This is a genomic window from Nocardia sp. NPDC050406, from assembly GCF_044459025.1.
In the GTDB taxonomy this organism is placed as follows: domain Bacteria; phylum Actinomycetota; class Actinomycetes; order Mycobacteriales; family Mycobacteriaceae; genus Nocardia.
In genome coordinates this window covers 424,515-436,363 of sequence record NZ_JBITIM010000001.1, presented here as the reverse complement: position 1 = coordinate 436,363, position 11,849 = coordinate 424,515, and the positions used below count along the sequence as shown (strand labels likewise).

Here is an 11,849-nt window from a genome sequence, read left to right as displayed (position 1 = left end):
CGCACCGCGGGACTCCCATGATCAATCGCCGCCAATTCCTCACCAGCACAGGCGCTGTCGCGGCTGTCGCGGCGATGAGCGCGTGTGCGAGCACCGCGCCGCCGACCATCCGGCTGGCGGCGGGGGAGACCGGCGGCTTCTATCACGCCTTCGCCCAACTGCTCGCCGCCACCGCCGCCCGCACCGACACCCTGCGCATCGAACCCGTCACCACCGCGGGCTCGCTGTCGAATCTGGAGTTGCTGACCCGCGGCGAGGTCGACACCGCACTCGCGTTGGCCGATTCGGTCGTCGCCGCCGCGCCGGGCCCCCTGGCCATCGGCCGCGTCTACGAGAACTACCTGCAACTCGTGGTCCGCGCCGACAGCCCGATCCAGCGCGTCGCCGACCTGCGCGGCACCCGTATCAACCTCGGCAATATCGGCTCCGGCGCCACCGCCATCGGCGAAAAACTGCTCCGCACCGTCGATCTCGACCCCGCCACCGCCGTCACCGCCACCCACCTCCCACTGCGCGACGCCGTCACCGCCCTGCTCGACCACCGCATCGACGCCCTGCTGTGGGCGGGCGGGGTCCCCACCGCCGCGCTCGACATCCCCGCCACCATGCGCCTGATCGACCTGGCCGACGTCACCGCCACCATGCGCACCCGCTTCGGCTACCTCTACGACCCCGTCCTCGTCCCCGCCGACGCCTACCCGCACACCCCCGCCGTACACACCATCGGCGTCGCCAACCTCCTCATCGCCACACCCACCCTCACCACCTCGACCGCCGCCGCCCTCACCGACCTGCTGGTAGCCCACCCCGACACCCTGATCCCCACCGAAGCCGCCGGAACCCAATTCCTCGACGTGCGTTCCCTCATCGACACCGCCACGGTGCCCCTGCACCCCGGCGCAGCCCAGGTGTACCGCCGCTGGCACGGCTGACCACCACGAACACGGTTGTGAAGGTCGACAGTGGCGGACGCCGCGCCGTTATGGGTTCCACGGGATCTCGCCCTCGATTCGGGAATTGTGCAGCGACCCAGTAATTTTCGGCCGTGGTTAGAGCCGCTACCAGAATTCTGGTCCTGTTGTTGTGCACCGTGTCGGTTTGTCTGCTGGCCTCGCCGGTCAGCGCCCAACCGCTGTATCCGACTCCCGATCCCGACCCCTTCTATCACCCACCCGCCGAGCTGGCCGAACTGAAACCCGGACAGGTGGTGCGGGTGCGCACGATCGACACCGGCCTGTACGTGGGCACCGACGGCTATCAGGTGGCGTTCCGCTCCACCAATTCCGGCGGCCACCCGATCATGGGCGTCACCACCGTGCTGATGCCGCGGGGTGTGAAGAATCCGCCGCTGGTCTCGTATCAGGCGCTGGTGAATTCACTGGGTTCGCAATGCAATCCGTCACGCTCACTGTTCAACGGCGAACTCCAGGACGCGGTGGGGGCCATGCTCCCCATCGGCCGCGGCTGGGCCATCTCACTGCCCGACTACCTGGGCCCCCATGTCGCCTACGGCGCGGCCAAACTCAGCGGCATGGTGACCCTCGACAGTGTGCGGGCCGTGCGACAGGTCGCCGAACTCGGCCTCGCCGAGGTGCCCGCCGTGCTGGCCGGATACTCCGGCGGCGGAATGGCCACCGCCTGGGCGGGCGCGCTCCAGCCGACGTACGCACCGGAATTGCGGCTCACCGCCGTGGTGGCGGGCGGTATCCCGGCCGACCTGAAGGAGATGGCCTTCGCCCTCGGCTTCGACCCGCACCCCGGTTTCGGGCTGGCCTTCGCGGCCGCCATGGGGTTGGAGCGCGAATACCCCGACCGACTACCGATCTCCGACCAGCTCAACGAGAACGGGCTCTGGTTCCGGGATTTCACCAAGGACGCCTGCCGCCGCTTCCTGCTCTTCCACGGCATCACACGCAATGCCGAACAATTGGCCGCCTCCAAGGACATGATGAACAGTCCCGAGGCGCACGCGGTGTTGCGCGAGAACAGCCTGCGCTTCCACGACGGCGTACCGACCGTGCCGACCTTCCTGTGGCAGGGCCGCTTCGACACCATGACCTTCTTCGGTCCGGTGCAGGAGGTGGTGAACCGATGGTGTGCGGCGGGCGCGCCGATCACCTTCCACCCCTACGACATCGCCGAACATCTCACCACGGCCGTGGTGGGCTTCCCCGATGCGTGGGCATACGTGGAGGCTCGATTCCGCGGTGACCCCCTGCCTGCCACCTGCTGACCGCGACCCCGGTGGCGGTCAGCTGAGCCGAACCCTGGACAGCGGGTCAGTGCACGCTCGTACACTGACCCTCGGGAGATCGCACAGTGAACTGCACAAACGGGGACCGCAGGAAGCTCACCACCGTGCACTCTTTTCGTGCTACCTTCCGTAACGTTAAGTTGTGGTTCGTGATGGAGGTCTGTGGTGCCCGACACCGTGCACGGGAATATCACCCGGCTCGCCCAAACCGGTAGCGAAGGCGGCGGCGCGGCCCTCGACCAGGTAGCGCTGATGTCCGGATCGGCAGGCGTGGTCGGCCTCATCCTGCTGTGGATCGGCTACCTACATCGCACCCGCCGCATCAGCTGGCTCGGGCGCGCCGCCGACAGCCTGGGGCGCTTGTTCAACCGTCCCGGCTGGGTGGCGCTACCGGTGGCGTTGTTCCTGGCCACCATCCTCACCGCACTGCTCGGCTTCATCTGGGACGTCAGCCTGCACATCGGCAACGGCCGCGACGAAGGGCCACTGGCCAATCCAGCGCACTACTTCATCCTCGTCGGACTGTTCTTCCTGTTCACCGCCGGAATGGCGGCGATCGTCCTACCCCTCGACGAGAAACCGGGCGCGGCGGCTGTGCGAATCACCCGCACCTGGTACGCACCCGTCGGCGGCATCCTCATCGCCGGGGCCGGACTCTACGCACTCATCGGATTCCCGCTCGACGACATCTGGCATCGCCTGTTCGGCCAAGACGTCACACTCTGGGGCCCCACGCATCTGATGCTCATCGGCGGCGCGGGACTGTCCCTCGTCGGAGTCCTGCTACTCGAGTTCGAAGGCCGCCGCAACCGACCCGACCCCAGCCGCCCCGAAGGCGGATGGCTGATCCGCGCGTTCGCCTTCGGCGGACTGCTGATCGGACTGTCGGTATTCCAGGTGGAGTTCGACTTCGGCGTCGAACAGTTCCGACTGGTCTTGCAGCCGATGCTGATCGTCGCGGCCGCCGCCATCGCCCTCACAGCGGCGCGAATGACGCTCGGGCCATTCAGCACCCTCGTGGTGGTGGCCTTCGCGGCACTCGTCCGCGGCATCGTCGCGTGGCTGGTGAGCGGACCGATCATCGACGCACCACGCACCGTATTTCCCCTCTACCTGGGCGCGGCGATCGTCGTCGAAGTCCTCGCGCTGCTGCCGTTGACGCGACGACACCCGATCTGGTGGGGCGCGATGGCCGGGCTCGGCATCGCCACCGTAGGGCTGCTGCTCGAATCGTGGTGGATCGACGCGATGTTCGTCGACGCCTGGCCCGCCGGGATGCGGCCCGAACTGCTCGCCATGGCGGTCCCCGTCGGGATCGCCGCAGGCGTGGTCGGCGCGTTGCTGGCGATCGTCCTACGCGGCGAACGACTTCCACGACCATCCCTGCGCCGTGGCCTCGTGACCGCGGCCGTACTGGTCGCCGCCGCCGCGACGGCCAATGGGCTGATCATCCAGGTCCCGCGGCACGCCGCGGCCGCGGTCACCTTGACCGAGTCCGAACCGGACAACGGGCGGATGGTGCACGCCGAAATCCGACTCACCCCAGCCGACCTCGCCGACGCGAATCCGGAATGGGTACAGATCCTCGCCTGGCAAGGCGGCGTCGGCAGCGACAGCCCCGGCCGCGGTCTGGTCGTCGACCACCTCGAACGACTGGGCCCGGGCCACTACCGCACCACCCGGCCGGTTCCGGTCCACGGCACCTGGAAGACGGTTCTGCGCGTCCAGGACGGGCGCGTACAAACCGCGCTGCCGATCTACATGGCCGCCGACCCGGGAATCGGCGCCGAGGAGGTACCCGCACTGGAATCGTTCCACAGGGACTTCGTCGCCGAAATCACCGTGCTACAGCGCGAACGCTCCTTCGACCACTCGACGTGGTTGTTCACCGCCGCCGCACTGGTCGTGCTGCTGTGCAGCCTCGCGCTCATCGCCGCCCTGTCGTGGGGAGCAGCCCGCATCAACGACCGATACCTCACGGCCCCGGCCCAAGCGCCCGACTCGGTGCGTTCGTCATGACAACCCGGCCCGGCGACCCCGACGTCGAGATCCTCGCCGATCACTCGGTCCTACTGGCGATCCCGGCCTTCGGTCCAGCGTTGATCATCGTCGCCGTCATCGTGTTCATCGCGGTACGCGACCGGCGCGCCGAACGCCACGACGACACTCACTCCGACAACTCAACTGACACCGACAAGGAGAACTGAATTGGCATCGGCACGAAGCGGATTCGCGCTCCTCCTGCTGAGTTGCTGCCTGACGACCCTCGGCTGCGCGGCACGCGAACACGACAACCACAGCTCCGCGACAACCACCACCACGGCACCGGAGACCGACGCGGCACTCGTCATCGACGTACGGATCGCCGGTGGCTCCGTCACACCCACGGACGCCCGCCTGGACGCACAGGTCAATACCCCGATCGACGTCGTCGTCGACAGCGACACCCACGACGAACTACACGTCCACGGCACCCCCGAGCACACCTTCGCGGTCGTGCCCGGCACCGGACAGCGCTTCCGGTTCACCATCGACGTCCCCGGCCGGGTCGAACTGGAACTGCACGAGGCCGGGCGAACCGTGGCGACCCTCCTCGTACGCTGATGGCCTGGCTCGCTCATGGCATCGGCGGTGCCACCGATCTACCGATACCGCTGTCCTACGCGCTCGTCGGCGCGGCCTGGGCCCTGACCTTCTCGTTCGCGCTCTTGGCTTTCGCGTGGAAGCACCCTCGACTCGATCCACTGTCGCCCGGGATCCCGCTCCCCGCCAGTCTCCGGGCGATCATCGACTGCCCCACACTGCGTGGGGGACTGGCCGCCCTGAGTGTGACCGCGACAGTAATCGTCACGGCCATAGCGCTTTTCGGTTCCCACGACCCGGCACGCAACCCCGCGCCCGGCGTCCTCTACGTATTCCTGTGGGTCGGCGTCATGGCCGCATCGCTACTGGTCGGGCCGGTGTGGAAGGTCCTGTCACCGGCACGCGCGATGCACCGCCTGCTCTGCCACCTGCGCCGCAGGCCGACGACGACGGGACCGATCGACTACCCCGAATCCTGGGGCTACTGGCCCGCGGCCGCCGCCTTGTTCTCGTTCGTCTGGCTCGAACTGGTCTACCCGAACCCGGGAGCGGTGGCCGCGGTGACCATCTGGTTCCTCGGCTATCTCACGATCACCACGACCGGACTCCTCCTATTCGGCACCGTCTGGGCAGAGCGCGCCGACCCGCTCGAGGTCTACAGCTCGCTACTGGGTCGACTCAGCCCACTCGGACGCTCCAAAACCGGTGCGCCAGTGCTGCGTTCACCACTGGCCAACCTCGCCGGAACCCCGAAACACACCGGATCGGTCGCGGTCGCCGCAACCCTGCTCGGCTCCACCGCATTCGACAGCTTCACCATGTTCCCGTCCTGGCGGGCCCTGCTGGCCAACGCCGCCACCACCTCGCAACTCTGGTCGACAACCCTGGCAACCCTCGGCCTACTCGGTTTCATCGGCATCGTCGGCGGCACCTTCTGGCTGGCGGCACGCGCCACCGGCGGCCTGACCCCCACAGCCCGAGCCCACCTACCAACCGAACTCGCCCACAGCATCACCCCGATCATCGCCGGTTACCTCATCGCCCACTACCTGACCTTCCTGGTGGAAAAAGGCCAAGCGACCATCATCCTGTTCGCCGACCCCTTCCAACGCGGCTGGAACCTAGCCGGACTGGCCGACCGCGACATCGCCTACCTCCTCTCCACCCACCCAGCCCTACTGGGAGCGATCAAAGTCCTCGCAGTCCTCCTAGGCCACATCCTCGGCGTCACAGCAGCACACGACCGCTGCCTCCGACTACTACCACCCGCCCACCGCCTCACCGGCCAACTCGCCTTGATGCTGACGATGGTCGGCTTCACCTTCACCGGCCTCTACCTATTGTTCGAGGCCTAACCAACACGGCAGCCCAACGACAACGAACCCCACCCCAATTCGTCACTGTGACAAAACAATTCGATAATCCGAGACCCAGCCAGGGGAGTAGCACCCGATCTACCAACCCCAACCAGCCCCGATCGGCATCACGAGCCCGATCAGGAAAATTTCCGCCCAATCCGCAAGCACACGAAAACTTTCCACAGCAGCGGTCAGCCATCGCCACGCAGCAACCGAACAACATCCGAGGAAGACCGCAGCCCACCGAGCGGACCCGACACGAACCGACGGCACAACACACGAAGACGCGTGCCACACAACGGATTCCACCGCAAAACCCCATGTCGTAATTACGCCGATAATCGACATTATGTAAACCTGTAGTTCGGTAGGCACTCCCCACCGGCCTCGCCTATCGTCGATCACATGACCCGGTACCGCCTCCGCAAGGTGCACAGTTGCGAGCACTGCGGTACCGAGGAACAGTCGCTCGACACCCACGCCACTGTCGATGACGCTCGAGCGGCGGCTGCGGCCGATGCTCACCGACCGCTGACTTGGGACCGCTTCTCCGTCGACGACCCGTGGCCTCTCGTCGCCGATCCCGAAGATGGCGTCTGGAGCTACATGATCGACCGTGTAGCGCAATAGCTGGTCCCCTGGACGATTCCCCAGCGATCGCCGAGTGGCCTCGCGGCTGAGTCGTAGGGACGCACAAAGGTTTGCTCGAACCGTGTTCCTTGCAGAGTGGAATGAGTAATACTTCTGAACAGGTCCAGGCCGTGGTGGCCGCTTGTCCACATCAGGGTCGTGATCGTCGTTGTACTCCCCCGAAAGGAAAACTGGCGTGGCAGAAGAACATCCGCCGATCGGTGAAGCCAATACCGAGCCCGCGCAGGGCGGTTGCCCGGTGGCGCACGGTCGCTTGAAGCCCCCGGTGCAGGGTGGCAGCAACCGGGATTGGTGGCCGAACCAGCTGAACTTGAAGATCCTGCAGAAGAATCCGGCTGAGATCAGCCCGTTCGGTGCGGACTTCGATTACGCGGCGGCGTTCAAGACGCTGGATCTGGCCGCGGTCAAGCGCGACATCGTCGAGGTGATGACCACCTCGCAGGAGTGGTGGCCCGCCGATTACGGCCATTACGGGCCGTTCTTCGTGCGCATGGCCTGGCATGCGGCCGGTACCTACCGCATCAGTGACGGCCGCGGCGGTGCGGGCGCGGGGATGCAGCGGTTCGCTCCCCTGAACTCCTGGCCCGACAATGCCAGCCTGGACAAGGCGCGGCGGCTGCTGTGGCCGGTGAAGCGCAAGTACGGCAACAAGCTGTCGTGGGCCGATCTGATCGTGTACGCGGGCAATGTGGCGCTCGAGGACATGGGTTTCGAGACCTTCGGGTTCGGTGGCGGACGCGAGGATCAGTGGGAGCCCGAGGAGGACGTGTACTGGGGTCCCGAGCAAACCTGGCTCGGCGGCGATGAGCGCTACTCCGGTGTCCGCGATCTGGAGAACCCGCTGGCCGCGGTGCAGATGGGTCTGATCTATGTGAATCCGGAAGGCCCCAACGGCAATCCGGATCCGCAGCTGGCCGCGATCGATATTCGTGAGACGTTCCATCGGATGGCGATGAACGATGTGGAGACCGCGGCGTTGATCGTGGGCGGCCACACCTTCGGCAAGACCCACGGTGCGGGCCCGGCCGATCATGTCGGCCCGGAGCCGGAAGCGGCCCCGCTCGAGGAGCAGGGTCTGGGTTGGCGTTCCAGCTTCGGCACCGGTGTCGGCAAGGACGCCATCACCTCCGGTCTGGAGGGTGCGTGGACGCCGACGCCGACCAAGTGGGACAACACCTTCCTGGAGACCCTGTACGGCTACGAGTGGGAGCTGACCAAGTCCCCCGCCGGTGCCCACCAGTGGATTCCGAAGGGCGGCGCGGGCCAGGGCACGGTCCCGGACGCGCACGAATCGGGTAAGACCCACACACCGGTCATGTTGACCACGGACCTGTCGATGCGCGTGGATCCGATCTACGCCGAGATCACCCGCCGCTGGCTCGATCACCCCGAGGAGTTGGCGCGCGAGTTCGCCAAGGCCTGGTACAAGCTGACCCACCGCGATATGGGTCCGATCGTGCGCTACCTGGGCCCGGAGGTGCCGAACGAGGTGCTGCTGTGGCAGGACCCGGTGCCCGCGGTGGATCACGAGCTCATCGACGCCGCTGATATCGCCGATCTGAAGGCGCGGCTGCTGAACTCGAATCTGTCCGTGGCGCAACTGGTGTCGACGGCGTGGGCGGCGGCGGCGTCGTTCCGCGGCTCGGACAAGCGCGGCGGCGCGAACGGCGGCCGTATTCGTTTGCAGCCGCAGGCCGGGTGGGAGGTGAACGAGCCCGACGCGCTCGCGCAGGTGATTCACGCCTTGGAGGCCATCCAGGAGTCGTTCAATGCCGCCCAGTCGGGCAACAAGCGGGTCTCCTTCGCCGATCTGGTGGTGTTGGCGGGGTCGTTCGCGGTCGAGAAGGCCGCCAAGGACGCCGGTTTCGAGGTGGAGGTGCCGTTCACGCCGGGCCGCACCGATGCCACGCAGGAGCAGACCGATGTGGAGTCCTTCGCCGCGTTGGAGCCGACCGCGGACGGGTTCCGCAACTATGTCGGCAAGGGTCTGCGGCTGCCCGCGGAGTTCGCGTTGATCGATCGCGCGAATCTGCTGACGTTGACCGCGCCGGAGATGACGGTGCTGGTGGGTGGCCTGCGCGTGTTGGGCGCCAATTACCAGCAGTCGTCGGTGGGCGCGTTCACCGCCACCCCGGGCGCGTTGACCACCGATTTCTTCGTGAACCTGCTCGATATGGGCACGGTGTGGGAGCCGTCGGCGGCCGAGGACGGCACCTATGTGGGCAAGGACCGCGCCACCGGTGAGGTGGTGTGGACCGGTAGCCGCGTGGATCTGGTGTTCGGTTCGAATTCGCAGTTGCGGGCGTTGGCCGAGGTGTACGCCCAAGACGACAACAAGGGCAAGTTCGTCGCGGACTTCGTGCGCGCCTGGACCAAGGTGATGAACCTGGACCGGTTCGAACTGGCCTGAGTGTGCTCGATCAGCGCCCCCGCGATCCCGTCGCGGGGGTGCTGTCGTTCTAGAAGACGAGGGTTTCGCCGCGGGCGCGCACTTTCCCGAAGAACCGTTTGTCGATGTCGGAGCCGTCGTGGTTGTAGGCGTTCATGATGTCGGTGAGTTCGTCGGCGAGCGCGCGCAGGGCGGGGCTGACGGTTTCGATGCCGTCCTCGCTGACCCACCCCCAGTCGTCGGGGATGCCGTCGATGCTGACGACGATGGTCCCGAAGTAGGGCGTTTCGACGCTGTAGGTGATGGAGTCGGGCGCGTCGGCGATGGGATGGCTGACCGCGACCTCCCCGGGGTGTCCGGCATTGGCGAACACGACACGGGCGAGGGCGATATCGGCGCGCACCATATCGGCGACGCTGTCGAGGGTGGCGTGTTTGCCGACCTGGTGGTAGCGCGAACCGTAGGACCGGTCGCCGACGGGTTCGGTCTGTCCCATTTTCTCGAGCAGCCGTTCCAGCATGCGTTGGGCGGCCGCCCGTTCGCTCTCGCCCGTCCGGGGATGCTCGATCAGGCTTCGTAGCCGAGAGATCCGCTTCGCATTGCTTGGCACCTTCGCAGACTATCGTTCCGCGGCGACAGTGCGTCCGACCGACGGTACCTCGAGTTTTCGGGGACACACTGGCGTCGGGGTGTGACGGTAGCCTGCTGGGATGACTCTCGATCACGGTGACCCCGGTGACGCGCCCTCGGTTCCTCCCCCGTTGACCGCGGTGGCGAACGCGGCGCGTCCGTCGGCGGCCGAGGAGGCCAGAACCGTTGCGGCGGCGACGAATACGGGCACGCTGGCGAGTTTGACGGCCGACGGCGCGCCGTGGGCGTCGTTCGTCACCTACGGGCTGCTGGAGGGGCAGCCGGTGCTGTGTGTGTCGCGGATGGCCGAGCACGGCCGCAATCTGCTCGCCGATCCGCGCGCGAGTATCGCGGTGGTGGCTCCGGATGCTCCGGCCGATCCGTTGGCGGGTGCGCGTGTCACGCTGGCGGGTGTGGTGGAGGCTCCGACGGGTGCGGAGGCCGAGGCGGCGCGGGAGGCGCATCTGGCGGCGGTGCCCGCGGCGAAGTACTACATCGATTACAGCGATTTCACGCTGTGGGTGTTGCGGGTGCGGCGGGTGCGCTGGGTCGGCGGGTACGGGCGCATGGATTCGGCGTCGGCGCAGGAGTACGCGGCGGCCGCGCCGGATCCGGTGATTCCGAACGCGCGGCGTGCGGTGGCGCATCTCAATGACGATCACGCCGACGCGCTGTTGGCGATGACGCGGGTGTTCGGCGGCTATCCGGATGCGACGGCCGCGACCTGTGAACGCGCCGACCGCTATGGCCTGGATCTGCGGGTCACGACGCCGCGCGGGATGGTGGTGACCCGGGTCGGCTACTTCTCCCCCATCGATTCGATCGGTGAATTGCGTTCGGCCACGGTCGAATTGACGCGCCGAGCCCGCGAGGCCTGAGCGTTAGTCGAGGACGGCGGTGGCTTCGACCTCCACGAGCAGGTCGGGTTCCCCCAGTGCCGCGACGCCGAGCAGGGTGATGGGTTTGACCGGGTCGATGCCGAGTTTCTCGGCGGCCCGCGTCACCCCTTCGCCCAGCAGCGGCATCTTCTCGGGACTCCAGTCGACGACGTAGATGGTCAGTTTGGCGACGTCGTCGAACGAGCCGCCGATCTCGGCCAGCGCGGTCGCGATGTTCAGGTACGCCTGTTCGACCTGCGCCGCGAAGTCCCCTTCGCCGACCTTGTTGCCGTCGGCGTCGCGCGCGACCTGTCCGGCGAGGAATACCAGCCGTGATCCGGTGGCGATGGACAGTTGCCGGTACACCTCGGGTTGGGGCAGTCCGGTGGGGTTCAGCAGGGTGACGGCCATGGCGGCTCCTTCGTGGCTCGATACGCGCCCGCTAACCATAACAGTGTTATATATTGTGGCGCTATGGTCCGGACGAAAGACCCCGCCGTGCGCGCGCTGCTCATCGACCGCGCCGCGCAGATGCTGCGCGCCCGCGAACCGATCACCCTGCGTGCCCTCGTCGCCGGAACCGGCGTGTCCACCATGGCGGTCTACACCTACTTCGGCGGCCTGGACGGCCTGTGGCGGGCCATGCGCCAGGAGGGCTTCACGCGCCTGGCCGCCGCACTCGCCCGCGTGCGCGCCACCGACGATCCGGTGCGGGATCTGGCGGCCCTCGGCGCGGCGTACGCCGCCAACGCGCTCGCCAACCCCGACCTCTACCGCGTCATGTTCGATACCGCCGCCGACCTCGAGGACCTCGCCGCCGCCGACCAGACCCTGCACGCTCTCGTCACCGCGATCGAACGAGCCAAGTCCGACAAGCGTTTTCGCGCCGACGTCGCGCCCGTGGAGTTGGCGACCCAGAGTTGGGCCATCGGCCACGGCTTGGTCTCGCTCGTGGCCACCGGCCCGCTGCCGCGCGAGCTGCTCGACCAGGCGGTACCGATGCTGACCGCCCTGTTCACCGCCGCGGGCGACGAGCCGCGACGCTGCCTCGCCTCGGTACGCCGGGGTTGGCGCGTGGACTGATCGCCGCGAGCACAGCCCCCGCA

General features: G+C 67.3%; 12 protein-coding genes. 10 read left to right on the top strand and 2 right to left on the bottom strand.

What is annotated here, in order from left to right:
• Positions 1-17: 17 nt before the first annotated feature.
• The 8 genes from ACIBH2_RS01970 to katG all read left to right on the top strand — a co-directional run bounded on the left by ACIBH2_RS01970 (position 18) and on the right by katG (position 9,256).
• Positions 18-932, top strand: a complete 915-nt coding sequence (locus ACIBH2_RS01970) for a TAXI family TRAP transporter solute-binding subunit (protein ID WP_397112404.1) — start codon at positions 18-20, stop codon at positions 930-932.
• Between the two features lie 146 nt (positions 933-1,078).
• A complete protein-coding gene (locus tag ACIBH2_RS01965; RefSeq protein ID WP_397116772.1) occupies positions 1,079-2,233 on the top strand; it encodes a lipase family protein in 1,155 nt (384 codons plus the stop codon).
• 273 nt (positions 2,234-2,506) lie between these two features.
• On the top strand, positions 2,507-4,273 hold the full coding sequence (locus tag ACIBH2_RS01960) for a hypothetical protein (protein WP_397116770.1): 1,767 nt from the start codon (positions 2,507-2,509) through the stop codon (positions 4,271-4,273).
• The gene (locus tag ACIBH2_RS01955) at positions 4,270-4,461 is read left to right on the top strand and encodes a hypothetical protein (protein ID WP_397112402.1); all 192 of its coding nucleotides are present in this window, start codon (positions 4,270-4,272) and stop codon (positions 4,459-4,461) included. Before ACIBH2_RS01960 ends, ACIBH2_RS01955 begins: the two co-directional genes overlap by 4 nt.
• A 34-nt stretch (positions 4,462-4,495) precedes the next feature.
• Positions 4,496-4,858 (top strand): hypothetical protein, encoded by a 363-nt coding sequence (locus ACIBH2_RS01950; RefSeq protein ID WP_397116768.1) that lies wholly within the window; start codon positions 4,496-4,498, stop codon positions 4,856-4,858.
• The gene (locus ACIBH2_RS01945) at positions 4,858-6,192 is read left to right on the top strand and encodes a hypothetical protein (RefSeq protein ID WP_397112399.1); all 1,335 of its coding nucleotides are present in this window, start codon (positions 4,858-4,860) and stop codon (positions 6,190-6,192) included. The genes ACIBH2_RS01950 and ACIBH2_RS01945 overlap by 1 nt, the downstream gene beginning before the upstream one ends.
• A 408-nt stretch (positions 6,193-6,600) precedes the next feature.
• On the top strand, positions 6,601-6,825 hold the full coding sequence (locus ACIBH2_RS01940; protein WP_397112397.1) for a hypothetical protein: 225 nt from the start codon (positions 6,601-6,603) through the stop codon (positions 6,823-6,825).
• Between the two features lie 196 nt (positions 6,826-7,021).
• Positions 7,022-9,256 carry a catalase/peroxidase HPI gene (katG, locus tag ACIBH2_RS01935; protein ID WP_397112395.1) on the top strand — a complete coding sequence of 745 codons (2,235 nt, stop codon included), beginning with the start codon at positions 7,022-7,024 and terminating at the stop codon, positions 9,254-9,256.
• Between the two features lie 49 nt (positions 9,257-9,305).
• Here katG and ACIBH2_RS01930 read toward each other — a convergent pair whose 3' ends face one another.
• Positions 9,306-9,845 (bottom strand): hypothetical protein, encoded by a 540-nt coding sequence (locus ACIBH2_RS01930; RefSeq protein ID WP_397112393.1) that lies wholly within the window; start codon positions 9,843-9,845, stop codon positions 9,306-9,308.
• Positions 9,846-9,945: 100 nt separating this feature from the next.
• Between ACIBH2_RS01930 and ACIBH2_RS01925 the strand changes: the two genes are divergently transcribed.
• Entirely contained in the window at positions 9,946-10,743 is a 798-nt protein-coding gene (locus tag ACIBH2_RS01925; protein WP_397112391.1) for a HugZ family protein, read from the top strand.
• Between the two features lie 3 nt (positions 10,744-10,746).
• Here ACIBH2_RS01925 and ACIBH2_RS01920 read toward each other — a convergent pair whose 3' ends face one another.
• On the bottom strand, positions 10,747-11,154 hold the full coding sequence (locus tag ACIBH2_RS01920) for a RidA family protein (protein WP_397112389.1): 408 nt from the start codon (positions 11,152-11,154) through the stop codon (positions 10,747-10,749).
• A 63-nt stretch (positions 11,155-11,217) separates the two neighbouring features.
• Between ACIBH2_RS01920 and ACIBH2_RS01915 the strand changes: the two genes are divergently transcribed.
• Positions 11,218-11,826 (top strand): TetR/AcrR family transcriptional regulator, encoded by a 609-nt coding sequence (locus tag ACIBH2_RS01915; protein WP_397112387.1) that lies wholly within the window; start codon positions 11,218-11,220, stop codon positions 11,824-11,826.
• Positions 11,827-11,849 lie beyond the last annotated feature (23 nt).